Genomic DNA, 24,521 nt, shown 5'->3' with positions numbered 1-24,521 from the left:
CCGCCGCGGAGACACGAAAGTCCTCCCCGGCCGGTGGCCGGGGAGGACGTCGCGGGTGTGCGGCCGTCGCCTACTGCGGCTTGAAGGAGCGGATCTGGTAGTCGCCCTGGAGGTTGCCGCCGTTTCCGGCGGCGGTGGAACCGACCCGGGAGTTGTAGTTGGTCTTGGTGTAGTACTGCACGCGGTGCCCGGTCGCGTTCCACACCGAGCGGACGTTCTGGCCGCGCTGGATGAACGAGCAGTCGTCGGCGGTATTCGCCCGCTGCTTGTCCGACCACTGGCAGCGGGTGCCACCTCCGTTCCAGTCGCTGTAGATACAGAAGTAGCCGGGGCTGCAGCTGTAGGAAGCCCTGGCGCTTCCGGTCGCCGCACCCGCGGAGACGGCGGGTGCGGCGGTGGCGCTCTCGGCGGCCGAGGCCGCGACGGGCCCGGCGCCGAGCCCCACGGCCAAGGCGATCGAGGTGACGGCGAGCGCACTGATGCGATGCATGGCGAAAACCCCTTCTCCTGAACGGTGACCAGGGCCCCGCGCCCCGGCCATCAGCAGCGTGGCACGGCCGCCACCTGCGCAGACAGGCGGAACAAGGGGCGCTCGAAGCCCGCTTGGAAGATCGCGGCGCTCCTGTGCGCACCGGCGCGAACACCCGTTCCGCGCGATCGGTGCCGGGCGCCCCGTGCCCGGCCCGGGGCGCGTCGTAGGGTGGGTTCCTCCGGAGGTGGATCATGTTCGAGGGCGTACGCACCGTGATGGTGTTCGCGGTGGACCCCGAGGCCTCCGCACGGTGGTACGGGGACCTGCTCGGCGTCCCCGTGCGGGTCGATGTCGCCGACGACACGGGCGCGGTCTACGCCTGGGTGGAGACCGGCGGGGTCGAGCTCGGCTTCCACCCCGCCGACGACGCCCGCAACCCGCGCGGCGGCTCCCCGGTCGTCTACTGGCGCGTACCCGATGTGGGCGCCGTCCGGGAGCGGCTGCTGGCCGCCGGCTGCGCGCACCACCGCGGTCCCCTGGTGATCGGGCCCGGCCGCCGCATCGCACAGCTCCGCGACCCGTTCGGCACGGTCATCGGCATCGAGGGCCCGTAGGCCCGAAGGCTCCGGACCGGAGCCCCGCGCCCCGGCTCAACGCCCCCCTCGGGGCACTCCGTCCGGGCGCCCCGGGGACTGTTCGCGCAGGTCGCGCGGCGGTCGCACGGGGGAGCGGTGGCGATCGGTGAACTGTGCGACGGCGCGACCGGCCGCGCTTGTGCCGCAGGGATCACGCCAAGCGCACACCCATCCATCATATGACTAATGGTCATTTTTCTTTCAGCTCGTGTTGCTGCGGGAAATCTGCTGGATGAAGGGCCTGAGCAGGCCGACAGAGGCGAGAAGGACGGTTCCGCATCCGTCCGGCGCATCCGGTCCGACCGCGAGCTCCGCGGGTACCGCGCGCCACATCACATCGAACTGCGGACCACACAGAACGAACCAGGGCCACTCCCGGCAGCCGGGCGGGTCCGCGGCACCGACTCCGCGGACTCGTCGGGCGGCCGGTGAGCCGCCCCGCCGTGCCGGAATCACGACACACGGAGGTCCCATGCTGGGGGTGACGCACCCGGAGGCGAGCTGGGTTCAGGTGAACCTGGCCCCGCAACCGCTCGCCTGGCCACGCCTGTACGAATGGCTCGCGGCCACCGCGCACGGCCTCCTCGACGCACGCACCGCGCGTGCCTTCTTCTTCATGCACAAGCCCCCCGGCCTGCGGGTGCGCTTCCAGGCGTACGGAGCCGACGGCACGGTCCCGCTCCGGGCCGAACTCCTGGAACGCCTGGGCGGGTTCGACGGACTGGCCGGGCCGCCGGTGTGCACGGTGTACGAGCCGGAGTCCTACCTCTTCGGCGGCCCCGCCTCCATGCCCTGGGTGCACGAGGTGTTCACCGCGGACTCCCTGGCCTGGCTCGACCACCACACCCGGCGCCCCGCGGACGGGGACGCCGCGGCCGACTGGCGGCTCTCCCTGTTCCTGCTCCGCGAGATGCTCGACGGCCTGCACATCGTCGGCTGGGAACACCGGGGCGTCTGGGACGCGGTGCGCACCGACACCGGACGCCGCCTCCCCGAGGGCCCGCAGGACGCCGCGCTCCGCCGGGCGGCCCAGGGCATCCGCGCCTACTGGGAACTGCCCCGCGCCCGGCAGCTCGCCGGGCTGCCCGAGGCATGGCGCGACGACCAGGAACGCCACGGCGAGGCGGTGCACCGGGCCGCCGACCACTGGCGCACCGGCTACTTCGAGTCCGGTGACGCGGTACGCGGCCCGCGCCGCGCCGCCGCCTACGCCGTGGTCTTCCACTGGAACCGGGGCCGGTTCTCGTACGCCCGGCAGAGCCTGGTCACCGAGGCCCTGGCCGACGACGGGGCGGTGGACTGACATGACCGGAATCCACACCGCCGCCCCGTCACCCGCCTTCCCCGGCACCGCCGCGGGCCGGTTCCTGGGCGCCACCGCGCTGGTCCGCGCCTCCGGCATCCCCGGCCCGCTGTGGACGGCGGCGGGGGACTCCGGACTCTTCGGCCGGGTCGCCGAGCACGCCGACACCGTCGACCGGCAGTCCGCGCACGCCCGCGACCTGGCCGAGGACCTGGGCCGCGTCGTCCCCGACCCCCGGCTGACCGACACCGAGCGCCGTGCCGTGCTCGCCCTGCGGCGGCGCCTGCACGCGGGCTCCCCGCCGACCCCGGCCGACTGCGGATTCCTGGAGGCACTGGCCGCCGTGCCCGAACGGCTCGTACAGGAGGCGGGAGGGCTCTGCGCCGCCGCCGGCTCGGCGCTCCGGACCCGGGCCCGGCTGGAGCGGGCGATCGTCGACGAGCGGGAACGGGAGGGCGCGCTGGCCTGGTCGCTGGTGGCGTCCAGCCCGGTCCTGCGGGAGTTCCTGGAGACCGCGAGCCCCGGGCTGGCGGACGAGATGGCCGCCCGCCTCGCCGACGGCGCTTCCTGGGGCGGGAAGCGGCTGCGCAAGCGGTCCGCCTATCTGTGGCGGGTCGTGGGCCGGGCGGCGATGAAGACCACACCGCGCGGCTGGGTGGGCCAGGTCGCCCCGGTCCCGGTCGGCGGCACGGCGGACGGGGCGCGTCTGAGGCTCCTCACCCCCGGCGCCGAACTGGCCGCCCTGGCCGCCACCGCCGTGGAGAACGTCCACGCGGTCCGCACCCGGGCCGGCACCCGGGACCTGCGCACCGCCGACCCCGCGTCCGCGCTCGCGCCCGCCCCGCTGCACCTCACCGACGGCGGCGGCGACGACGGCACCGGCGGCACGCTGTGCTGCTACGCGATCGACCCGGACGACCCGAGGCGGCTGCGCCGGACCGCCGTCCGGCGCACCCCGCTGCTGGACGTGCTGCTCGGACTGTTCGCCGAGGGCCCGCGCACCCTCGCGGAGCTGGAAAGCGCGCTGCCCGTCGCCGACCCCGCCGTACTGCGCGGCTTCCTCACCCACCTCATGGGGCTGGGCGTGCTCCAGCTCTGCACGGCCCCCCGCCAACGCGCCGCGGCCTGGTCCCCGGCCGCCCGGGTGGCCGGATCCGGCGAGCTGCCCCGGCCGGGCACCCGCCCCGGGGACCCGGGGCCGGGCGGCTGGTTCCTCGACTCCTACCGGGGCCTGGACGCCCGCGTGCCCGACCGGGCCGCCGCCCGCGTCCAGCGCGCCGTGCGGGCCGCCCACCGCCTGGACGCGCTGCGCCGGGCCGACCGGGAGACCGGCTCCGGCGCGCCGCCCCCCGTACCGGGCACCGAGCGGCTGGACGAACAGCCGCGTCCGGTCGGCGAGATCCTGGCCGAGCTGCTCGCGTCCGACGAGCGGCCGCCCGCCGGGCCGGACCGGGGCCGCCCCCGGGGATGGCACCCGGCGCGCGACCCGGAATCCGGCTACGCCCGGCTCCTCGCCCGCCTCGCCGCCCACCGCGACGCGGCACAGGTGGACATCGACGACGACCTCCTGTACGCCCTCGGGGCACCGCCCGCCGAGGACGTGGTGCCGCCCTGGCCGCTGGACTGCCTGCTGCGCCCGCTCTCCGGACCGGGACCGCTCGCGGTGCTGGAGACGGCCTCGCCCGCCGGAATCATCGACGCCCGGTTCGTGGAGGCGCTGGAGGGCCTGAACGGCGGCTACGACAACGTCGAGGTCTACCGCGACTTCCTGGCCGCCGTGGAGCGGCGCTCCGGCGTGCGCTTCGTCGAACTGCTGGTACCGCCGGTCACGGACCATGCCGCGAACACCGTCCGACGGCCCGTCATCACCCGCTGGTGGACCGGCGACCCCAACCCGTCCGTGTACTTCGGACCCGGCGGGCCGCCCCGGCGCTACCTGCCGCTGGACCGCATCACGCTGCGGCGGTCGGGCCGGAGCGTCATCGCCGAGGCGGACGGCGTGCGCGTCGTGCCCGTCCACCACGCCACCCGCAATCCGATGCCGCCGTACGACCGGCTGGTACGGCTGCTGCTCTCCGCCGGGCACCCCTGGTCGGGGACCGTCCTCGGCCTGGACGGCCCCGCCGCGGCCTTCCCCGCGGAGCCGTCCGTCACCCGCACGCCCAGGGTGACGACCGGCGGGGACCTCGTCGTCTCCCCGGCCGCCTGGCGGGTGCCGCGGGCCCACCTGTGGCGGCGGGGCGACACGGACTTCGACCGGGTGCGGGCACTCGCCTCGCTCCGGCGCTCCGCCGGTCTGCCGCGATTCGTCTTCGTGCGGCCCGCGTTCGGGGCCAAGCCCGTACCGGCCGATCTCGAAGCGCTGACCGCGCTGAACGTCATCGAGCGCACCTGTGCCGCGCTGCCCGGTGACGAACTGGTCCTGGAGGAGATGCTGCCCGGCCCCGTGGCCGGACCGCGGGGACCGGTGCTGCGCGACGCGCTGCACCGGGGCGAACCGGTGGCCGCCGGGTTGCTGCTCAGGCTCCCCTTCGACCGGACCGCCGATGAGCTGGCGGCATCCGCCGCCGCGCTCATCCACGACGTCCCCGGCCCGCGCGCACCTGGTGCGGCGGCCGCCGGGGCGGCCAACACCCCACAGGGAACACCAAGGAAACAGGAGGAAAGCCCATGTCCGTCATGGAACTCACCGACCTCGACACCCTGATCGACGAGCTGGACGAGAGGATCACCGGCGCCGACCTGCCGGCCGTGGAGGCCAGCGACAGCCTGGTCTGCGCCACCGTCCTCATCTGCGGCGGCTCGACCGTCTGCGGATCCGCCATCAACTGCTGACGGCCCCCCACCCGGACACTCCGTGTCCACCATCGAGATGAACGGAGCCACCCGGACCGGTCCGGGTGGCTCCCCCCACGAGGAGCTCCGATGCACCCATCCCACCAGGCTCCGCCGCCCCCGGCCGCCTCGGCCTCGCCGTCCCCGGTCACCTCGGCTCCGTCGTCCCCGGTCACCTCGGCTCCGTCGTCCCCGGCTGCCTCGGCTCCGTCGTCCCCGGCTGCCTCGGCCTCGTCGTCCCTGGTTGGCCGGACCGCGCGGGAACAGGCCGAACAGGCTCCGCCGTCCCCGGCCGCCTCGGCTCCGTCGTCCCCGGCTGCCTCGGCTCCGTCGTCCCTGGTTGGCCGGACCGTGCGGGAACAGGCCGAACAGGCCCCGCCGTCCCAGGCCGACCAGGCTCCGCCGTCCCCGGCCGACCAGGCCCCGCCGCGCCGCGTGGTTCTCGGCCTCGCCGTCCGGCTCCTCGACGACTTCGCCACGGGCGGCTACGCGACATCCGACCCCGGCATCCCGGTCCTGGCCTCCCTGGTCGCGCAGACGCCCGACCCGAAGGCCACGGCGAGCGCCCGGCGCGCGGTGGCGGCGTGGGCCCGGACCGTCGGCCGCGGCCCCTCCCACGACGGCCTGTACGACGGCGGCCTGGCCGGAACCCTGGTCGGCCTGCGCATGGCCGCCCGCATCCACCCGCCGCTGCACCGCGCCGCCGACCGGCTGCGCGACCACCTCCTGGACCGGGCCTCGGCGCGCCCCTGGCGCACGGCGGACGTCGGCCTGCCCGACTACGACCTCATCGGCGGCCCGTCCGGCACCCTGCTCGCGCTCTGCGCCGGGACCAGACCCCCGAGCCGCCAACTGCTCGCCTTCGCCGACCACTTGGCCGCCCTGTGCGACAGCGACGACCTGCCCCGACTGCACATCGGCCGGTACGCGGGCCATCCGCGCCTGGGCTGGCTCCAGGGCCGGGTGAACACCGGCATGGGCCACGGCGTGGCCGGACTCGCCGCCGCGCTCACCGCGACGCTCCGCCGCACCGGACCACGCCCCCCGCTGACGGAGGCCCTGCACCGCGTTACCCGCTGGCTGGTACGGCAGTCCTTCGACGACGCCCGCTCCGTCCGCAGCTGGGACGGCACCGGGCTCGACGGCCCGCCGCCCGCCGGGGCACGGGCCCGCCAGGCCTGGTGCTACGGCACCCCCGGCGTCGCCTGGGCGCTCTGGGACGCGTCCGACGCCCTGGGCGACCGGGCGACGGCCGACTGGGCGGCGGCCGCCTTCACCACCCTCGCGGAGCGGTACGACGAGGAGTTCCACCTCTACGGCGAACCCCTGACGGACCGCCTCGCGCTCTGCCACGGCGCGGCGGGCGTGCTGGCCGTGGCGGACGCCTTCCACCGATGGGCCGGACTCCCGGCCGCCGCCGCACTCGCGTCCCGGCTCACCGGACACCTGACCACCCGGCTGCCGACGGCCCTCGCCCCCGGCCGCCCGGCAACCGCCCTCCTCGACGGCGCCCCGGGCGCGCTGAGCGCCCTGCTCACCGCCACCCACGACACCTCACGCGACTGGCTGCCCTGCCTGGGGCTGCGATAGCGGACGCCGATCGCGGAGGGCTGTACGTCACGGTGGACGACTGGCCCGGCGGCCAGTGGATGATCCACGAGGCACGCCTGGGCACGCCTGTCACCTGTACCGAGCCGTGCATCCGGGGCGCGTGACCTTGAACGCCAACGAGTCCGCCGTCGGAAAGCACAGGGCAGTCTCGTCAGGACCGCTCGTATCTTCCACACCGAGAAGTACGACGTCGACGTCGTTCGGAGTCGTGGCAATCGGAGTCGCAGCAAGCGGATGCTGCCGCGAGCGAGTTGGAGCAGCGCGCGCAGGGGCGGGCCCGATCAGTCGGCCGACGCGCTCCGGGTCGTCCCGCCTGCCTCGGTGATGGCGCGTTGCCCGAGACCGCCGGACAGCTGCATCGTGACGGCGGCCAGGACGTCGTCCCGGCCAACGGTCCGCCCGTCCCCGCGACGGGTGGACGCGGCGAGGAGGGGGCCGTTGGGCAGCGGGGCCGGGACCGGCTCGCCCGGCACCACCGGACCGAGCGTCCCGAACCGCCTGACCCCGCCCTCGCGGACGACCTCGGCCGCGTCCCGGGCCAGGGCCGTCAGGAACACGCTCGCGATTCCGTCCAGGTCGCGGACCATCGCCGGGACCGCCCTCACCCCCCGGCTCCCCAGCACTCTTCTCACCCCGGTCCCGAACCGGTGGGCGCCGGCCACACCACTCGGTGTACGCGCCCCGCGCCGCTCACGAAGTGACACGAGCGCACCGTCGGCGTTGCGCACCTCGCCCATCAGGCCGTGGAAGCTCGGGCTGTGCAGGTACCACGCCGATCCCACCTCCATCTCGGCGTTCCGGTCGATTGCCGAGACGAGGTCCCTGGGAATCAGCCTCTTCCTGCCCTCCTCGGCCGCCGCACCTCTCGCGGCGTCGACGATCTCCGTCAGCACGGTCCGCGTCACCGACGCGGCGGCCCATGCGGCCGGCCGGGAGACGTGCAACGAGGTCACGTCCCTGAACACCGCTTTGACGAGCTGAGGCTTGAACGGCAGGTCGGTCACGACGGAAGCGGTCCGCAGACCGCCGCGCCCGGTGCGCAGGGGGTGTGTGGTCATCGAAGAATGTGCTCTCTGCGGTCGGAGGTGTCGGTGGTCCATGCCGCACCGGGCGGCGAGACCACGGAGCCCTGCGGAGGGCGCCGAGCCGCCACAGGGCCTGCCGGGCGGGGCCGCCGGCACACAGAGGTACAGGAGGCCCCGCCGGGATACTCGGCGTTCCGGCGACCGGGCGTGCGGCAGGGGTGCCACCCGGGCGACGCGCTGTGGTGCGGCGCTGTGCCGGTCAGACCTGGTACCTGCCGACTTCCAGGAAGTAGCGCAGCGCTTCGGGTGAGTTGTCGTCGAGGGCGGCGTTGGCCGCCGCGCGCAGGGCCGGGCTGATGGACGGGTCGGCGAGGATGCGGGCGATGGCGACGCGGTCGTCCTCGGCCTGGGCGATGCGGTAGCCGGTCTTCAGCCAGGCGCGCATCGCCTCGGGGTCGTTGGCATCGAGGAGGGCGTTGGCTTCTTGTGTCACACGTCGTCCGCTGTCCGGGTCGGCGAGGATGCGGGCGATGGCGACGCGGTCGTCCTCGGCCTGGGCGATGCGGTAGCCGGTCTCCAGCCAGGCGCGCATCGCCTCGGGGTCGTTGGCATCGAGGAGGGCGTTGGCCTCTCGCTTCACCCGTCGGCCGCTGTCCGGATCGGCGAGGATCCGGACTATGGCCACCCTCAGGTCGTCGGCGTCCGGCTCGTCCGCGGACGAGGACACCGCGGGCACCGCCACCGCGGTCGGGGCCGCCGTGGCGGCGAAGGACGGGGTGGCGAGCAGGAGGGCCGGGGCGAGAATGCCCGCGACGATGACGGGCGTTGCGCGATGAAGTCGCAAGGGAATGCTCCTCTTCGTTCGCTACGGAGGTGAGTTGAGGACGCCTCGGAACGTCCACTCCGGTGATCCTGCCACCTGGGTCTGACAGCGGCGGTTGCCCGCTGCGGTCACAGGACACCGTCGCCGCAGACATGGCCGATGTTTCACGGCGGCGCGCCTTCGAGAAGGGCGGCCTTGAGCGCGGCTCGTGACTGCCGGGGCGTGATCGGGGCGAGACGATGCCTGAGGGCGGTCGTGGTGTAGTGCGGCGCGGCCCGAGCGGGTGAGTGGGAGGCGGCGGCCCAACGGTCGATCAGCGCGGGCAGGGCGCGAGGGAGCCTGGAACGTGTGGCAACCGGCCGTGCGACTGGGTGCGGCACTACTCCAAGAACGCTGTGGCGTGGAAGGCCCCGTCCTTGACGGAGGTGACGAAGGCGGACCAGCTGGCTGTGGGGATCACCAGGGCGGGTCCGTGCGGGGCCTTGGAGTCGCGGACGGGGACGCCGGAGGGGTGGTTGTCCAACACCTCGACGCAGCTGCCGGATTCGTTGCCGCTGTGGGACGACTTGCGCCATCCGCTCAGCGTGGAAGCGTCCGCAATGGTGTGCTCAGTCATGGTGCCCGTATTCCTTTGCCGTTGCCCTCATCAAGGCGAGGGACTCCTCAAGCGGGAGTGCGTCGCTCAGGGCGAGATCGTAGACGCTCTGCAGTCGCTGGACCACAGCCGGAGAGTCTTGGACCTTGCCGATGGAAATGGCTTCGGTGTAAGCGGCAGGAGGCTGATCCTCGAACCACATCAACGTCAGCATGCTCTGCATGAGCGGATGGGAGCCCAGAGCGAACGGCAAGACGTGAACACGCACCCTCCTGCTCTCGGCCAAACGGACGATGTGCATGATCTGTTCGGCCATGACTTCCGGCCCGCCGACCGGGCGACGCAGCACTCCCTCGTCCAACAGCACCCAGACTACGGGCGTCACGGGATCACTGAGGATCTTGGCTCGTTCAAGCCGTGTGACAACGTGCCTGTCGCGTTCCTCATCGCTCCGGGGAGGAAAGGCAGTGCCGAGAACCGTACGCGCGTACCCCTCCGTCTGGAGGATTCCCGGTACGAAGTTCAGGGCGAACTCCCGGATCATCGTCGCCTGTTGTTCGAGCTGGCGTGCGGGCTCGAAGTAGTTGGCGATCGTGCCGTCATTCTTGCCCGGCAGAAAGCTGCTCAGTACGTTCCCGGTGTTCAGGGCCTGGTCCAGGCGCCGCGCGTCCTCCTCGGACGGGATGCGGCGCCCCGCCTCGATGTGTGAGATGTGCGATCGCGTCATGATCGCCGCGTCGGCCAGCTCCTGTTGCGTCAGGCCCGCCGCCTCGCGCTGCGCCTTCAACCAATCGCCATAGGTATTACTCATGGTCAACTCCCGTGCGACAACGGTTCCGTCACCGGAAACCCCCTGGCGAGCCTAGCCGGGACCATCTCACTCTGTGAGTGGATCGCTACACAGAGGTGGATGCCGATATCCAGATCCAGGCATCGACCGCTGTCGTCGCGATGGGGCCGGCCCCCGGAGGCCGGCCGCGAACGCGTCGGGCCCTCGCGACCGCTTCGAAACGGTCCGGGGGCATGGCCTTCAACCTTCTACCTCAACGGAGTTGACGACGTGCTGCACCGCAACGCCCGCACCATCGAGGGGCCCGCATGATCTCCCGGACCCCCGACGCCTCGGCACGACTGCTTCCCTGGGCCGGTTCGGGGGGCAAGCCCTGTTACGTCATCGGGGACGGCACCGGATACGTCTCCCACGTGGCCGACAACGTCGAGAGCGTGCAGCTCGGCATGGCTCTCGAACTGCTCGACCACGCCGACGACATGCTCGACGACCGCCAGGTCACTTCGGCGCAGCTCCGCTACGTCGTGGCCCGCATGGCCGAGTCCCTGCGCGACGTGCACCGGATCGCCCGGAGCCGTGGCGAACGGCTCGCCGCCGCGATGTGCGAGGGGAGCAGCTCGCCCCGGTCGCGGGGCTGAACCGGGCAGGGGGCGGGGGGAGGACCGACCGCCCCGGCGCCCCGCTCACCGCACCCGCAGCGCGAACCACAGCTCCGTCCGGACGTCCATGTCGTCCAGGTCCGCGTCCAGCAGGGCCGCGCAGCGGGCGATGCGCTGGCGGACCGTGTTGCGGTGGATGCGCAGGGCCGTGGCCGTGCGGTCCCAGCTGCCGTGGAGGCTCAGCCAGCAGCTCAGGGTCTCCCGCAGCGGTTCGGTGAGCGGGGCGAGCAGGGCGCGGGCGTGCGCCTCGGCGCGGTCGGGCGGGATCAGGGCGGCGAGACCGGCGCCGCCGTTGTGGTGGTGGGCGAGCGGGGTGCGGGTGGCGGCGGCGCGGCCCAGGGCGCGGGCGGCCTGGTCGTCGGCGAGGTCGAGGGCGGTGATGGGGGCGGGGGCGGAGGCGCCGAGCGTCCAGCCGGGCTGCGGGGTGATCCGGTCGGCGCCGGGGACCAGTACGCGTACGGCGTCGCCGCCCCGGCCCCCGTCGACCAGGGGCGAGCCCAGCGCGGCGCCCAGCGCCCCGGTGGTGAGCGGGTCGACCGGGCCGTCGCCGCTGCGGCGCGCGTGCACCACCGTCCACTCCTCGGCGCCGCCGAGGAGCGGCGCGACGTCCTGCGGGTCCGCGCCCAGCAGCATCCGTACGAGGGCGGCGGAGCGGCCCGCCGCGTCGGCGCCCTGGTGCGGGGCGGCCAGCAGGGAGAGCAGCACGACCGCGACCCCGGCGATGGTGTGGTCGCCCGCCTCGCGCCGGTCCGTCGCCAGTGCCAGGACGAGCCCCTGCCCGCCGCCCAGCGCGTACGCGGACAGATGGGTGTCCCGGAGGGTGTCGGTGGCGGACGTCGGGGCGGGGCGTGCCCCGGCGGAGACCACCCGGGTGAGCCGGGCGAGCGCCGCCCGGACGTCGGGGGCCGGGCGGCGGCCGGAGGCGTGCAGCTCCTCGCCGTCGGCGGTGAGCAGCGCCGCCCGGCCCTCCAGCTGGGCCGCCAGCTGGTGCAGCACCGCCGGGACCGGGTCGGGCCGGGCCGCCGCCGTGGCCAGGGCCTGCTGGGCGCGCGTCACCCGGCGCAGCTCGCGGTGGCGGGCCTCGGCCATCAGCCGCCACACCGTCCGGGCGATCGCCGTGAACGGGGTCCCGGGCGGCACCTCCAGCAGCGGCAGTCCGTGCCGGTCGCACGCCTCGATCAGCTTGTGCGGCACCGTGTCGAAGACCGGTGTCACCCCGAAACCGAGCGCCGCCGCCCCCGCCTCCACCAGCCGGGCCACGTACGTGTCCGGGTCCTTCAGCTGGACCCCGGCGCTCAGCAGCAGCTCACCGCCGAGCAGGTACGGATAGGGGTCGGCCATCTCCGAGGTGTGCACCCACAGCAGCTCCGCCCCGGCCGGGCCCGCGATCCGGTGGAGGCCCAGTTCCTCGTGGGCCAGCAGTTCGCCGAGCGGGATCGGAGGGGTGGGCGGCGGAGTGGGCGTCGGGGGCGGCCCGCCCGGGGCATCCGGCATGGATGATCCATCCATCAGAGTCTTCAATGATGGATAAAACGTACTCTTCAGCGTCGCCTTCGGGCCACCTACCGTCTTCTTCACGTAAGACATGTGCACTTGTGACGGAAACGGAGGAAGCCCATGGCCGTCGACTACGCGGTGATCATCATTTATCTGGCCGGCATGCTCGCCATGGGCTGGTGGGGCATGCGCCGCGCCAAGTCCAAGAGCGAATTCCTGGTGGCGGGCCGCAGGCTCGGCCCCGGGATGTACTCCGGCACGATGGCCGCCATCGTCCTGGGCGGCGCCTCCACCATCGGCGGTGTCGGGCTCGGCTACCAGTACGGGCTCTCCGGCGCCTGGATGGTCTTCACCATCGGCCTCGGGCTGCTCGCGCTGTCCGTCTTCTTCTCCGCGCGGATCGCCCGGCTGAAGGTCTACACCGTCTCCGAGATGCTCGACCTGCGCTACGGCGGCCGGGCCGGGATCATCTCCGGCGTCGTGATGTGGGCGTACACGCTGATGCTCGCGGTCACCTCGACCATCGCGTACGCCACCATCTTCGACGTCCTCTTCGACCTGAACCGGACGATCGCGATCATCCTCGGCGGCGCCATCGTCGTCGCGTACTCCACGCTCGGCGGCATGTGGTCGATCACGCTCACCGACATGGTGCAGTTCGTCGTCAAGACCATCGGGGTGCTGCTGCTCCTGCTGCCCATCGCGGTGATCAAGGCGGGCGGCTTCAGCGAGATGAAGGCGAAGCTGCCCACCGAGTACTTCGACCCGCTCGGCATCGGCGGCGAGACGATCTTCACCTACGTGCTGATCTACACCTTCGGCATGCTGATCGGCCAGGACATCTGGCAGCGGGTGTTCACCGCCCGCAGCGACAGGGTCGCCCGCATCGGCGGCACCGTCGCCGGTACCTACTGCCTCGTCTACGCCATCGCCGGCGCCGTCATCGGCACCGCCGCGAAGGTCATGTACCCCAAGCTCCCCAGCGCCGACTCCGCGTTCGCGACCATCGTCAAGGACGAGCTGCCCATCGGCGTGCGCGGGCTGGTGCTGGCCGCCGCGCTGGCCGCCGTGATGTCCACCTCCTCCGGCGCGCTGATCGCCTGCGCCACCGTCGCCAACAACGACATCTGGTCCCGGCTGCGGGGCGTGGTCTCCCGGGGCGGCGGGGGCGAGGAACACGACGAGGTGAAGGGCAACCGGGTCTTCATCCTCATCATGGGTGTCGCCGTCATCCTGATCGCCATCGCGCTCAACGACGTCGTCGAGGCCCTGACCGTCGCGTACAACCTGCTCGTCGGCGGACTGCTGGTGCCGATCCTGGGCGGTCTGCTCTGGCGCCGGGGCACTGCGGCGGGCGCGCTGGCCGCCGTGTCGGTCGGCGGCCTCGCGGTGATCGGACTGATGGCGGCGTACGGCATCCTCGCCAACGAACCGGTGTACTACGGTCTGCTGGCCTCGCTCGCCGTGTACGTGATCGTCTCCCTGGCCACGAAGCCGACCGACGCGGCCGTACTGGCGGCCTGGCGCGAACGGCTCGCGGGGCGGGGCGCGGAGACCGGGGAACCGGTGGACGACGACGCGGTCACCCGCGCGTAGGGCCCGCCCGGCAGTCGCGCAGGGCCCGCCCGGCAGTACGGGGCCCGCCCGCCCCCACCACACCGAACAACGCATGGAAACCGAAGGAAGGCACCTCACATGAGCAGCAACGAAACGCCGCGCGGCCCCGTCGACTCCTCCCGCGTCCCGCGGTACGCCGGACCCGCGACCTTCGCCCGGCTGCCCCGCCTCGACGAGGTCGGCACCGCCGACGTCGCCGTCGTCGGCGTGCCCTTCGACACCGGTGTCTCCTACCGCCCCGGCGCCCGCTTCGGCGGCAACGCGATCCGCGAGGCCTCGCGCCTGCTGCGCCCGTACAACCCGGCGCAGGACGCCTCGCCGTTCGCACTCGCACAGGTCGCCGACGCCGGGGACATCGCCGCGAACCCGTTCAACATCAACGAGGCCGTCGAGACGATCGAGGCCGCCGCCGACGACCTGCTCTCCACCGGCGCCCGGCTGATGACGCTCGGCGGCGACCACACCATCGCGCTGCCGCTGCTGCGTTCCGTCGCCAAGAAGCACGGCCCGGTCGCGCTGCTCCACTTCGACGCGCACCTGGACACCTGGGACACCTACTTCGGCGCCGAGTACACCCACGGCACCCCGTTCCGCCGCGCCGTCGAGGAAGGCATCCTCGACACCTCCGCGCTCTCCCACGTCGGCACCCGCGGCCCGCTCTACGGCAAGCAGGACCTGGACGACGACGCGAAGATGGGCTTCGGCATCGTCACCTCCGCCGACGTCATGCGGCGCGGCGTCGACGAGGTCGCCGACCAGCTGCGCCGACGCATCGGTGACCGGCCGCTGTACATCTCCATCGACATCGACGTCCTGGACCCGGCGCACGCGCCCGGCACCGGTACCCCCGAGGCCGGTGGCCTGACCTCCCGCGAGCTCCTGGAGATCGTCCGCGGACTGTCCTCCTGCAACCTGGTCTCCGCCGACCTGGTCGAGGTGGCCCCCGCGTACGACCACGCCGAGATCACCTCCGTCGCCGCCTCCCACACGGCGTACGAGCTGACCACGATCATGTCCCGCCAGATCGCGGAGGCACGTACCAAGTGAGCCACGACCACCACGACGAGCGGCCGCGGCTCACCCCCGCACAGATCGCGGCCGCCCTGAACCCCCCGGCCGGGCGCAACGGCGGCGACCTCGTCGTCGAGACCCTCCAGGGCCTCGGCGCGACCACCGTCTTCGGCCTGCCCGGCCAGCACGCGCTCGGCATGTTCGACGCGCTGCGCCGCTCCTCGCTGACGTACATCGGCCTGCGGGTCGAGAACAACGCCGGTTTCGCCGCCGACGCCTACGGCCGCATCACCGGGGAGGTGGCGCCGCTGCTGCTCTCCACCGGGCCGGGCGCCCTCACCTCCCTCGCCGCGCTCCAGGAGGCGGCGGCGGCCTCCGCGCCCGTGCTGGCGATCTCCAGCCAGATCCCGACCGCGGGACTGGGCGGCGGCCGCCACGGCTATCTGCACGAGCTGCGCGACCAGAAGGCGTCGTTCCGCGACGTCGTGAAGTCGGTGCACACCGTGCGCACCGCCTCCCAGATCCCGTCGGCCATCGCCGCCGCCTGGGAGTCCGCGCTGACCGCCCCGCACGGACCGGTCTGGATCGAGATCCCGCAGGACGTACTCCTCGCGCGGACCACGCTGCCGGTCGTCACCGCGATGGACGCCACCCCGCGCGAACTGCACGCCCGTCCCGAGCTGACGGCCGTGGCGGCCGACCTGCTGTCGAAGGCCGAGCGCCCGGCGATCATCGCGGGCGGCGGAGTCGTACGCTCCGACGCCTCCGGCAAGCTGCTGGCGCTCGCCGAGAAGCTCGACGCACCCGTCGTCACCACCTTCGGCGGCAAGGGCGCCTTCCCCTGGGAGCACCCGCTCTCGCTCCAGTCCTGGCTGGAGGACCGGTACACGACGGAGTTCCTGGAATCCGCCGACGTGCTGCTGGTCGTCGGCTCCGGGCTCGGCGAGCTCTCCTCGAACTACCACACGTTCGCCCCGGGCGGCCGGATCGTCCAGATCGAGGCGGACGCCGGGAAGCTGGAGTCCAACCACCCCGCGCTCGGCATCCACGCCGACGCCCGCGAGGCGCTGTCCGACCTCCTCGAAGCGGTCGACCGCCGCGAGGACCCCACGGCCACGGACCGGGTCCGTACGGTGCTCCAGGCGGTACGGGACCGGATCGCCGCCCAGGAACTCACCCTGGAGCAGCGGCTCATCGCCTCGGTCCGCGAGGCGCTGCCCGACACGTCCCCGAGCTTCTGGGACATGACGATCCTCGCCTACTGGGCCTGGTCCGCCTTCGACGCCCGCCGCCCGAACACGATGCACTCGGCCCAGGGCGCGGGCGGCCTCGGCTACGGCTTCCCCGCCGCCCTCGGCGCCGCCGCGGCCGACCGTACGCGGCCGGTCCTCGCGGTCTCCGGCGACGGCGGCGCGATGTACTCGATCGCGGAGCTGGCCACGGCCCGCCAGTACGACCTCCCGGTCACCTGGCTGATCGTCGACGACGGCGGCTACGGCATCCTGCGCGAGTACATGACGGGCGCCTTCGGCGAGGCCACGGCGACGGAGCTGTCCCGCCCCGACTTCGTCGCCCTCGCCGAGTCCTTCGGCGTCCCGGCCGTCCGCACCACCCCGGAGACGCTCGCCGCCGACCTGGCGGAGTCCTTCGCCCGGCCCGGCCCCTCGGTGGTCGTCCTCCCGGCCCTGCTGAGGATGTTCGAGCCGACGCATCTGTAGGCACCGGCCCGACGCCCGCCCGCGCCCCCGCTCCGGGAGCGCGGGCGGACCCGTTCCCGCGCGCCGCCCCGCGGCCGCGCGCGGTCCGGAGAGGAACACCACCGCACCGGTCGCACAACCTTTCGGCCGTTCGGAAGTCGTTACTGGCGGGCGTGCCGGGGGGCACGCCGCCGTACGGAACCACTCAGGGGGAAACACCGCATGAAGGACCAGCCCCGCATATCCCGCCGCGCACGCGGCGCGCTGTCCGTCGCGCTCGCCGCCGGCGTGCTCGCACCCGTGGCGCTCGGCGCCGCGCCCGCCGTCGCGGCGACGCCGACGGTGAGCTGCACATCCGGCAAGGCCGGTCTCGCCGCCAAGCTGAAGAAGGACATCACCGCCGCCCTCAAGGGCCGGAAGTCGACGACGGCCGTGGCGCTCTACGACCGCACGACCAAGACCAGCTGCACCCTGCGGGCGACCTCCGCCTACGATTCCGCCAGTGTCGTGAAGGCGACCGTGCTGGCGACGCTGCTCTGGGACAACAAGAAGCACAACCGCTACCTCACCCAGCGCGAGATCAACCTCACCACCGCCATGATCACCAAGTCCGACAACGACGCGACCACCGCCCTGTGGAAGCAGCTCGGCGTGACCAAGGTCAAGGGCTTCCTCAAGGCGGCCGGGATGACCCACACCGTGCCCGGCTCCGGCGGCTACTGGGGCCTGACCCGGATCACCGCCCAGGACGAACTGCGGCTGCTGACGCTGCTGACCGCCAAGAACTCCGTACTGAGCGACAACTCGCGCTCCTACGAGCTGGGCCTGATGCGCAAGGTCGTCTCCTCGCAGCGCTGGGGCACCCCCGCCGGAGCCCCGTCCGGGACGACCGTCCAGGTCAAGAACGGCTGGCTGCCGCGCGCCACCCACGGCTGGCGGGTGCACAGCATCGGCGCCTTCACCGGCAAGGGGCACGACTACGGGATCACCGTGCTCACCCACGACAACAAGACGATGAACGACGGCATCAACACCATCCAGGCCGTCGCCCGCGCCGTCCACAAGGACCTCAACCCGGCGGCCGCCGCGAAGAAGACCGCCACGGTCGCCCCGCCCGCCGCCCCGCAGGAAGCGGTGCCCGCGGTGCCCGAGGCCCCGGCGGTACGCATGCTCACCGCGACCCCGCGGGCGTAACGCCGGCCGACGGGCCGGGGCCGGGGCGGACACCGCTCCGGCCCCGGCCGCACGCCCCGCGGGCCGGGCACCCCGCCGCCGGACACCCCCGCGGACCGGTCCTACGCCGATCGGCGTACCGCCCTGCGCCGAAAGGCCCGTCTTTGTGACAGCGGGATGAAATCCGCAGCCCACCGCGTTGGTGCCTTCCGTCGGAACAGGCGGAACGGGGAGGCACCGGTGACGGACGCAGCGGACGTACAGGGCGCGACACGGACCCCGGGCTGGGCCCGGCGGCTCTGCGGCTACGCGTGGCGCTACCGGCGCAACGTACTGCTCGCGCTCGGCTCGTCACTCGCGGGCATGGCGGTGATGGCCCTCGTCCCGCTGATCACCAAGGTGATCATCGACGATGTCGTCGTCGGCCACACGCGGTCCCTCGCCGTCTGGACCGGACTCCTCATAGCCGCCGCCGCACTGGTCTACCTGGCCACCTACATCCGCCGGTACTACGGCGGCCGCCTCGCCCTCGACGTCCAGCACGACCTGCGCACCGAGATGTACGGGACGATCACCCGCCTCGACGGGAAGCGCCAGGACGAGCTCTCCACCGGCCAGGTCGTCGGGCGCGCCACCAGCGACCTCCAGCTGATCCAGGGACTCCTGTTCATGCTCCCGATGACCATCGGGAACGTCCTGCTCTTCCTCATCTCCCTGGTGATCATGGCGTGGCTGTCGCCCCTGCTCACCCTGGTCGCCATCGCCGTCGCCCCCGCCCTCTGGTTCATCGCCCGCCGCTCGCGCGCCCGCCTCTTCCCCGCCACCTGGTACGCCCAGGGCCAGGCCGCCGCCGTCGCCGGAGTCGTCGACGGGGCCGTCTCCGGGGTCCGGGTCGTCAAGGGGTTCGGGCAGGAGGAGCAGGAGACCGGCAAGCTGCGCGAGGTCGGGCGGAAGCTGTTCGCCGGGCGGCTGCGCACCATCCGGCTGAACTCCCGCTACACCCCCGCCCTCCAGGCCGTCCCCGCGCTCGGCCAGGTCGCGATGCTGGCCCTCGGCGGCTGGCTCGCCACCCGGGGAGAGATCACCCTCGGCACGTTCGTCGCGTTCTCCACCTACCTCGCCCAGCTCGTCGGCCCGGTCCGGATGCTCGCCATGGTCCTCACCGTCGGACAGCAGGCCAGGGCCGGCGTCGAACGCGTACTGGAACTGATCGACACCGAGCCGACCATGAAGGACGGCACCAGGGAACTCCCGGCCGACGCCCCCGCGAGCGTCGAGTTCGACGACGTACGGTTCGGCTACGCCGACGACCGGCCCGTGCTCGACGGCTTCTCGCTCACCATCGAGCCCGGTGAGACCGTCGCCGTCGTCGGCGCGTCCGGCAGCGGGAAGTCCACCGTCTCGCTGCTGCTGCCCCGCTTCTACGACGTGACGCACGGCGCCGTCCTGGTCGGCGGCCACGACGTCCGCGAACTGACCCACGCCTCCCTGCGCGCCGCCATCGGCCTCGTGCCGGAGGACAGCTTCCTCTTCTCCGACACCGTCCGCGCCAACATCGCCTACGGCCTCCCCGACGCCACCCAGGAGCAGATCGAGGAAGCCGCCCGCGCCGCCCAGGCCGACCGGTTCATCGCGGAGCTGCCCGAGGGCTACGACACCAAGGTCGGCGAGCACGGACTCACCCTCTCCGGCGGCCAGCGCCAGCGCGTCGCCCTCGCCCGCGCCATCCTCACCGACCCCCGGCTCCTCCTCCTCGACGACGCCACCTCCGCCGTCGACGCCCGGGTCGAGCACGAGATCCACGACGCGCTGCGCCAGGTGATGGCCGGGCGCACCACCCTGCTCATCGCCCACCGCCGCTCCACCCTCGGCCTCGCCGACCGGATCGCCGTCCTGGAACACGGCCGCCTCGCCGACATCGGCACGCACGAGGAGCTGGAGCGCCGCTCCCCGCTCTACCGGCGGCTGCTCACCGACCCGGACGAGCTGGGCGGCACCTCGCCCGGACACCACCACCTGACCCCCGCCGCCGGGACCACCCCCGAGGACGAGCGCGCGCTCCAGGAGGAGCTGGACGCCGAGTTCGACGCCGAGCGCGGCATCAGCCCCCGCCTCTGGGTCCGCCGGGAGGAGCCGCGCGACACCGGCGCCGCAGGCATGCCCGCCACCCCCGAGCTGCTCGCCCAGGTCGAGGCGCTGCCGCCCGCCACCGACACCCCCGGCATCGACGAGGCGCGGGCCGTCCGCCCCGAGGAGTCGTACGGCCTGCGCCGGCTGCTGCGCGGCTTCGGGCTGCCGCTGCTGGTGAGCCTGCTGCTGGTCGCGGTCGACGCGGGGGCCGGTCTCCTGCTGCCCGTACTGATCCGGCACGGCATCGACCAGGGCGTCTCGCAGCTCGCACTCGGCGCGGTCTGGGCGGCGTCCGCACTGGCCCTGGTGGTCGTCGTGGTGCAGTGGGCCGCCCAGATCGGCGAGACCCGGATGACCGGCCGCACCGGCGAGCGGGTGCTGTACTCGCTGCGCCTGAAGATCTTCGCGCAGCTCCAGCGGCTCGGCCTGGACTACTACGAGCGCGAGCTGACCGGCCGCATCATGACCCGGATGACGACCGACGTGGACGCGCTGTCGACGTTCCTCCAGACCGGACTGGTCACGGCCTTCGTCTCCGTCGTCACCTTCTTCGGCATCATGGTCGCGCTGCTGGTCCTCGACGTGCAGCTGGCCCTCGTCGTCTTCGCGACGCTGCCGGTGCTGGTCGTCGGCACGTTCTTCTTCCGCCGCAGGAGCGTCAAGGCGTACGAGCTGGCCCGCGAACGCATCAGCGTGGTCAACGCCGACCTCCAGGAGTCCGTCTCCGGGCTGCGGATCGTGCAGGCGTTCCGCCGCGAGGACGACGGCGCCGCCCGGTTCGCGGGGCGCAGCGACCACTACCGCGAGGCCAGGGTCCGCGGCCAGTGGCTGATATCGGTCTACTTCCCCTTCGTGCAGCTGCTGTCCTCGGTGGCCGCGGCCGCCGTCCTGATCGTCGGCGCGGGCCGGGTCGACCACGGCACGCTCACCACGGGCGCGCTGGTCGCCTACCTGCTCTACATCGATCTGTTCTTCGCCCCGGTGCAGCAGCTCTCCCAGGTCTTCGACGGCTACCAGCAGGCCACCGTCTCGCTGGGCCGCATCCAGGAACTGCTGCGCGAGCCGACCTCCACCGACGCCGTGGACGAGCCGCTGGACGTGCTCTCCCTGCGCGGCGAGATCGCCTTCGAGGACGTGTCCTTCGCCTACGGCTCCGGCGACGACGCCGAGGAGGCCCTCGCGGGCGTCGACCTGCGCATACCGGCCGGGCAGACGGTCGCGTTCGTCGGCGAGACCGGCGCGGGGAAGTCCACCCTCGTCAAGCTCGTCGCCCGGTTCTACGACCCGACGGGCGGCCGGGTCACGGCGGACGGCACCGATCTGCGCCACCTGGACCTCACCGCCTACCGGCACCGGCTCGGCGTCGTCCCGCAGGAGGCGTACCTCTTCGCGGGCACGGTCCGCGACGCCATCGCCTACGGGCGGCCCGAGGCCACCGACGCCCAGGTGGAGGCGGCGGCGCGGGCGGTCGGCGCCCACGACATGATCGCCACCCTGGAGGGCGGCTATCTGCACGAGGTCGCCGAGCGGGGCCGCAACCTCTCGGCCGGTCAGCGCCAGCTGATCGCGCTGGCCCGCGCCGAACTCGTCGACCCGGACGTGCTGCTCCTCGACGAGGCGACCGCCTCCCTCGACCTGGCCAGCGAGGCCCTGGTCAACCAGGCGACCGACCGGCTCACCGGCCGCCGCACCACCCTGGTCGTCGCCCACCGGCTGACCACGGCCGCCCGTGCCGACCGGGTCGTGGTGATGGACCACGGCCGGGTCGTCGAGGACGGCACGCACGACGAACTCCTCGCCAGGGACGGCCACTACGCCGTGCTGTGGCGCACCTTCGTCGGGGAGGACGAGCCCGCCGCGGTCTGAGCGCCGGGCCCGTCCACCGGATCAGTCGCCTCAGTCGCCGATGCCGGAGATCTTCCCGGTCCGCAGGTCCGAGCGCACGGTCAGATACGAGTACGTGGGGTGCTTGCCGCCGCTCCAGGTGAGCCGCACCGTCGACCAGGTGTGACCGGCGCCGCTGTCGCCCGGCGTGACCCGGAAGGCGATCGGGGTGTTCTGGGCGCGGAGCACACCGTCCGCGTGGTTGCGCTGCTCCCAGGTCTTCAGCTGGGAGCGCAGGCCCGGAGTCAGGTAGAACGTCCGCAGGGCGGTGGCGAGCTTGCCGCCGCCCTCGGCGGAGACGGCGTCGATGTAGGCGCCGTAGAAGTGGGCGACCTGCTGGTGCGCGGAGGTGCTGGTCTCCTTGCGGACCTGCGCCGGGGCGTGCGCCGTCTGCGGGGTGGCCGCGACCGCCGGGACCGCGGCGACGGCGGTGAGGAGAGCGGAGGCGAGCAGCGTCCGGCCGATGCGGCCGCTGCGGGAGGGCTGTGCGTTGCGGAGTCGGAGCATGACAGTTCCTTCCTTTCGTATGGCTCTGTCCAGTGGGAGTCATGCTGTGCCGATTCGGTTGCCCCGGGGGCGGAGCGCGCCGAAGGCAACCTTCGGACGGGTTCCTGCGTCGTACGCATGTATGCGTATGCGCCGAGCAAGGGTGTAAGCGTTCGACTGGTGATGGGGTTGCGGGTGAGCAGAGGGACGGCAAGGGCCGCAGCGGCCGACGGGGACGGCGGCGGAGGCGGGGGCGTGGGCGGCGGCCGGGCGCGGGTGCTCGCGGTCGTCCTGCCGCTGCTGGCCGCCGTCGGCCTGGTGCTCGGCGGTCCCGCGGCCGGTCATGCCGCCGCCGCCACGGTCTGCGCCGGGCGCCCCGCGAAGACGGTCCCGTTCAAGACCGGCGAGCTGCGCGTCTACAAGAGCCGCTCCTACGCCTGCGCGGTGGCGGTCGCCAAGAAGTCGGGCTCGCGCCGCGCGATGTCCGTGACGATCCAGGCGCGCGGCGCCAACCCGGTCGTCGACAGCGGCAAGTACACCAAGCAGGCCGGGCCGGTGACGGTCCACGCGCTCAACCGGTGCGTCAGGGCCTCGGCCCGGATCTCGGGGAAGTCCGGCTCCACCGGCTGGATCCTCTGCTGACGGCCTGACCGGCGCCGCTGCCGACCGGCTGACCGGCCCGGACACGCGGTGCCTCCGTGCCGGAGGGTCTGGCGGCACGGGGGCCGCCCCGCTAGGTTCACGACGAATCCAGTGACTCCTGGGAGGGCGTATGCGCAAGGCGTTCAGAGGGTTCCTGTCGCTCGCGGTGCTCATCGGCACCATGGGTGCGACGGGCGCCTTTGCCGGGGCGGCCACCGCGGCGGAACCGGCGGCGTTCCGGAGCACGGCCGGTGCGAGCGGCGTGGGCACGGACAGCGGGGCGGGCACGGACATCAAGGACCGCATCCTGGCCATCCCCGGGATGAGTCTCATCGAGGAGAAGCCCTACGCGGGCTACCGCTTCTTCGTCCTCAACTACACCCAGCCGGTCGACCACCGGCACCCGTCCCGGGGCACCTTCCAGCAGCGCATCACCGTGCTGCACAAGGACACCTCCCGTCCGACGGTCTTCTCCACCAGCGGATACAACGTCTCCACCAGCCCCGGCCGCGCCGAGCCGACGCGGATCGTCGACGGCAACCAGGTCTCCCTGGAGTACCGCTACTTCACCCCGTCCCGCCCGGCGCCCGCCGACTGGACCAAGCTCGACATCCGGCAGGCCGCCGACGACCAGCACCGCGTCTTCACCGCGCTGAAGAAGATCTACCCCGAGAAGTGGCTGACCACCGGCGGCTCCAAGGGCGGCATGACGGCCACCTACTACGAACGCTTCCACCCGAAGGACATGGACGGCGTCGTGGCGTACGTCGCCCCCAACGACGTGGTGGACAAGGAGGATTCGGCCTACGACCGGTTCTTCGCGAAGGTGGGCACCAAGCAGTGCCGTGACCGGGTGAACGCCGTCCAGCGCGAGGCGCTGGTGCGCCGCAAGCCGCTGGAGAAGAAGTACGAGGAGTACGCCGCCGCCAACGGCTACACCTTCGCCACCACCGGTTCGCTCGACAAGGCGTACGAGGCCGTCGTCATGGACTACGTCTGGGCGTTCTGGCAGTACAGCCTGCTGTCCGACTGCGACACCATCCCGGCCGACGCCCGATCCGCCCCCGACCAGGCGATCTGGGACTCCGTCGACGCGATCTCCGGCTTCTCCAGCTACACCGACCAGGGCCTGGAGCGGAACACCCCGTACTACTACCAGGCGGGCACCCAGCTCGGTTCGCCCGACATCCGCCAGCCGTGGCTCGGCGACCTCAGCCGGTACGGGTACCAGCCGCCGCGCACCTTCGTGCCGCGCTCCATCCCGATGAGGTTCCAGCCGTCGGTGATGCGTGACGTCGACAGCTGGGTGCGGCACCACGCCGACCGGATGCTGTACGTGTACGGCGAGAACGACCCGTGGGGCGCGGAGCGCTTCCGGCTCGGCGCGGGCTCCCGCGACAGCTATGTCATGACCGTGCCCGGCGGCAACCACGGCGCCTCCGTGTCCGGGCTCCCCGAGGACGAGCGGGCGAAGGCCACCGCGGCCATCCTGCGCTGGGCGGGCGTCGCCCCGGCCGCCGTGCGGGACGACCCGGCGAAGGCCGAGCCGCTCGCCGAGTTCGACGTACGGCTCGACAAGCAGGACGTGATGGACCGGCGCGGGCCGCGGTCCTGAGCCCCGCCCGGCGGATCGGGG

20 protein-coding genes are annotated in these 24,521 nt (G+C 73.1%); 13 read left to right on the top strand and 7 right to left on the bottom strand.

Translation table 11 applies throughout. From position 1 onward, the window contains the following. Positions 1–70: 70 nt before the first annotated feature. Positions 71–490: a peptidase inhibitor family I36 protein gene (locus ACFVFH_RS04745; protein WP_383763318.1), complete on the bottom strand. Its 420-nt coding sequence runs from the start codon at positions 488–490 to the stop codon at positions 71–73. Between the two features lie 233 nt (positions 491–723). Here ACFVFH_RS04745 and ACFVFH_RS04740 point away from each other — a divergent pair, with 233 nt between their 5' ends. The 5 genes from ACFVFH_RS04740 (at position 724) to ACFVFH_RS04720 (ending at position 6,835) form a co-directional block, all read left to right on the top strand. Next, positions 724–1,086, top strand: coding sequence for a VOC family protein (locus ACFVFH_RS04740; RefSeq protein WP_383763315.1), 363 nt, complete (start codon positions 724–726; stop codon positions 1,084–1,086). 493 nt (positions 1,087–1,579) lie between these two features. Then, positions 1,580–2,410: a thiopeptide-type bacteriocin biosynthesis protein gene (locus ACFVFH_RS04735; protein WP_383763313.1), complete on the top strand. Its 831-nt coding sequence runs from the start codon at positions 1,580–1,582 to the stop codon at positions 2,408–2,410. A 1-nt stretch (position 2,411) separates the two neighbouring features. Then, positions 2,412–5,117: a lantibiotic dehydratase gene (locus ACFVFH_RS04730; protein WP_383763311.1), complete on the top strand. Its 2,706-nt coding sequence runs from the start codon at positions 2,412–2,414 to the stop codon at positions 5,115–5,117. Then, complete coding sequence (locus tag ACFVFH_RS04725) at positions 5,081–5,245, top strand: hypothetical protein (protein ID WP_383763308.1); 165 nt, start codon at positions 5,081–5,083, stop codon at positions 5,243–5,245. Before ACFVFH_RS04730 ends, ACFVFH_RS04725 begins: the two co-directional genes overlap by 37 nt. A 351-nt stretch (positions 5,246–5,596) precedes the next feature. Beyond that, a complete protein-coding gene (locus ACFVFH_RS04720; protein WP_383763306.1) occupies positions 5,597–6,835 on the top strand; it encodes a lanthionine synthetase LanC family protein in 1,239 nt (412 codons plus the stop codon). A 302-nt stretch (positions 6,836–7,137) separates the two neighbouring features. Here ACFVFH_RS04720 and ACFVFH_RS04715 read toward each other — a convergent pair whose 3' ends face one another. From ACFVFH_RS04715 to ACFVFH_RS04700, 4 genes are all read right to left on the bottom strand, one after another. Next, positions 7,138–7,914, bottom strand: a complete 777-nt coding sequence (locus ACFVFH_RS04715; RefSeq protein WP_383763303.1) for a hypothetical protein — start codon at positions 7,912–7,914, stop codon at positions 7,138–7,140. A gap of 226 nt (positions 7,915–8,140) precedes the next feature. Further along, entirely contained in the window at positions 8,141–8,725 is a 585-nt protein-coding gene (locus ACFVFH_RS04710) for an ALF repeat-containing protein (RefSeq protein ID WP_383763300.1), read from the bottom strand. A gap of 358 nt (positions 8,726–9,083) precedes the next feature. Continuing rightward, positions 9,084–9,320, bottom strand: coding sequence for a DUF397 domain-containing protein (locus ACFVFH_RS04705; protein ID WP_383763297.1), 237 nt, complete (start codon positions 9,318–9,320; stop codon positions 9,084–9,086). Beyond that, positions 9,313–10,110 carry a helix-turn-helix domain-containing protein gene (locus tag ACFVFH_RS04700; protein WP_383763295.1) on the bottom strand — a complete coding sequence of 266 codons (798 nt, stop codon included), beginning with the start codon at positions 10,108–10,110 and terminating at the stop codon, positions 9,313–9,315. Before ACFVFH_RS04700 ends, ACFVFH_RS04705 begins: the two co-directional genes overlap by 8 nt. Before the next feature lie 287 nt (positions 10,111–10,397). Here ACFVFH_RS04700 and ACFVFH_RS04695 point away from each other — a divergent pair, with 287 nt between their 5' ends. Then, positions 10,398–10,727: a hypothetical protein gene (locus tag ACFVFH_RS04695; RefSeq protein WP_093548558.1), complete on the top strand. Its 330-nt coding sequence runs from the start codon at positions 10,398–10,400 to the stop codon at positions 10,725–10,727. Between the two features lie 45 nt (positions 10,728–10,772). Here ACFVFH_RS04695 and ACFVFH_RS04690 read toward each other — a convergent pair whose 3' ends face one another. Beyond that, positions 10,773–12,242, bottom strand: coding sequence for a PucR family transcriptional regulator ligand-binding domain-containing protein (locus ACFVFH_RS04690; protein ID WP_383763293.1), 1,470 nt, complete (start codon positions 12,240–12,242; stop codon positions 10,773–10,775). A gap of 123 nt (positions 12,243–12,365) precedes the next feature. On the opposite strand from ACFVFH_RS04690, the gene ACFVFH_RS04685 reads away from it, so the two are divergent. The 5 genes from ACFVFH_RS04685 to ACFVFH_RS04665 all read left to right on the top strand — a co-directional run bounded on the left by ACFVFH_RS04685 (position 12,366) and on the right by ACFVFH_RS04665 (position 21,739). Next, a complete protein-coding gene (locus ACFVFH_RS04685) occupies positions 12,366–13,841 on the top strand; it encodes a sodium:solute symporter (protein ID WP_383763290.1) in 1,476 nt (491 codons plus the stop codon). Between the two features lie 99 nt (positions 13,842–13,940). Next, complete coding sequence (gene speB, locus ACFVFH_RS04680) at positions 13,941–14,909, top strand: agmatinase (protein ID WP_383763287.1); 969 nt, start codon at positions 13,941–13,943, stop codon at positions 14,907–14,909. Further along, positions 14,906–16,591, top strand: coding sequence for a thiamine pyrophosphate-binding protein (locus ACFVFH_RS04675; protein WP_383763284.1), 1,686 nt, complete (start codon positions 14,906–14,908; stop codon positions 16,589–16,591). Before speB ends, ACFVFH_RS04675 begins: the two co-directional genes overlap by 4 nt. Positions 16,592–16,792: 201 nt before the next feature. Further along, positions 16,793–17,764, top strand: a complete 972-nt coding sequence (locus tag ACFVFH_RS04670) for a serine hydrolase (protein WP_383763281.1) — start codon at positions 16,793–16,795, stop codon at positions 17,762–17,764. Positions 17,765–17,920: 156 nt separating this feature from the next. After that, entirely contained in the window at positions 17,921–21,739 is a 3,819-nt protein-coding gene (locus ACFVFH_RS04665; protein WP_383763278.1) for an ABC transporter ATP-binding protein, read from the top strand. Between the two features lie 30 nt (positions 21,740–21,769). On the opposite strand, the gene ACFVFH_RS04660 is transcribed toward ACFVFH_RS04665, so the two are convergent. After that, positions 21,770–22,264 carry a hypothetical protein gene (locus ACFVFH_RS04660; RefSeq protein WP_383763275.1) on the bottom strand — a complete coding sequence of 165 codons (495 nt, stop codon included), beginning with the start codon at positions 22,262–22,264 and terminating at the stop codon, positions 21,770–21,772. Between the two features lie 174 nt (positions 22,265–22,438). Between ACFVFH_RS04660 and ACFVFH_RS04655 the strand changes: the two genes are divergently transcribed. Both ACFVFH_RS04655 and ACFVFH_RS04650 read left to right on the top strand, forming a co-directional pair. Then, entirely contained in the window at positions 22,439–22,885 is a 447-nt protein-coding gene (locus ACFVFH_RS04655) for a hypothetical protein (RefSeq protein ID WP_383763272.1), read from the top strand. A gap of 130 nt (positions 22,886–23,015) precedes the next feature. Beyond that, positions 23,016–24,500 carry a S28 family serine protease gene (locus ACFVFH_RS04650; RefSeq protein WP_383763270.1) on the top strand — a complete coding sequence of 495 codons (1,485 nt, stop codon included), beginning with the start codon at positions 23,016–23,018 and terminating at the stop codon, positions 24,498–24,500. Positions 24,501–24,521: the final 21 nt, after the last annotated feature.

Source organism: Streptomyces sp. NPDC057697 (genome assembly GCF_042799335.1).
Lineage (GTDB): Bacteria > Actinomycetota > Actinomycetes > Streptomycetales > Streptomycetaceae > Streptomyces.
Note: the sequence above shows the minus strand (reverse complement) of the source record. Positions and strands in the feature narration are given on the sequence as shown.

What these genes read in the sequence shown, in the direction of transcription:
- ACFVFH_RS04725 (WP_383763308.1), top strand. Translation starts at nt 5,081, where the DNA reads ATGTCCGTCATGGAACTCACCGACCTCGACACCCTGATCGACGAGCTG.
- ACFVFH_RS04700 (WP_383763295.1), bottom strand. Translation starts at nt 10,110, where the DNA reads ATGAGTAATACCTATGGCGATTGGTTGAAGGCGCAGCGCGAGGCGGCG.
- ACFVFH_RS04665 (WP_383763278.1), top strand. Translation starts at nt 17,921, where the DNA reads ATGAAATCCGCAGCCCACCGCGTTGGTGCCTTCCGTCGGAACAGGCGG.
- ACFVFH_RS04735 (WP_383763313.1), top strand. Translation starts at nt 1,580, where the DNA reads ATGCTGGGGGTGACGCACCCGGAGGCGAGCTGGGTTCAGGTGAACCTG.
- ACFVFH_RS04660 (WP_383763275.1), bottom strand. Translation starts at nt 22,264, where the DNA reads ATGCTCCGACTCCGCAACGCACAGCCCTCCCGCAGCGGCCGCATCGGC.
- ACFVFH_RS04670 (WP_383763281.1), top strand. Translation starts at nt 16,793, where the DNA reads ATGAAGGACCAGCCCCGCATATCCCGCCGCGCACGCGGCGCGCTGTCC.
- ACFVFH_RS04690 (WP_383763293.1), bottom strand. Translation starts at nt 12,242, where the DNA reads ATGCCGGATGCCCCGGGCGGGCCGCCCCCGACGCCCACTCCGCCGCCC.
- ACFVFH_RS04745 (WP_383763318.1), bottom strand. Translation starts at nt 490, where the DNA reads ATGCATCGCATCAGTGCGCTCGCCGTCACCTCGATCGCCTTGGCCGTG.
- ACFVFH_RS04685 (WP_383763290.1), top strand. Translation starts at nt 12,366, where the DNA reads ATGGCCGTCGACTACGCGGTGATCATCATTTATCTGGCCGGCATGCTC.
- ACFVFH_RS04650 (WP_383763270.1), top strand. Translation starts at nt 23,016, where the DNA reads ATGCGCAAGGCGTTCAGAGGGTTCCTGTCGCTCGCGGTGCTCATCGGC.
- ACFVFH_RS04705 (WP_383763297.1), bottom strand. Translation starts at nt 9,320, where the DNA reads ATGACTGAGCACACCATTGCGGACGCTTCCACGCTGAGCGGATGGCGC.
- ACFVFH_RS04695 (WP_093548558.1), top strand. Translation starts at nt 10,398, where the DNA reads ATGATCTCCCGGACCCCCGACGCCTCGGCACGACTGCTTCCCTGGGCC.
- ACFVFH_RS04740 (WP_383763315.1), top strand. Translation starts at nt 724, where the DNA reads ATGTTCGAGGGCGTACGCACCGTGATGGTGTTCGCGGTGGACCCCGAG.
- speB (WP_383763287.1), top strand. Translation starts at nt 13,941, where the DNA reads ATGAGCAGCAACGAAACGCCGCGCGGCCCCGTCGACTCCTCCCGCGTC.
- ACFVFH_RS04730 (WP_383763311.1), top strand. Translation starts at nt 2,412, where the DNA reads ATGACCGGAATCCACACCGCCGCCCCGTCACCCGCCTTCCCCGGCACC.
- ACFVFH_RS04715 (WP_383763303.1), bottom strand. Translation starts at nt 7,914, where the DNA reads ATGACCACACACCCCCTGCGCACCGGGCGCGGCGGTCTGCGGACCGCT.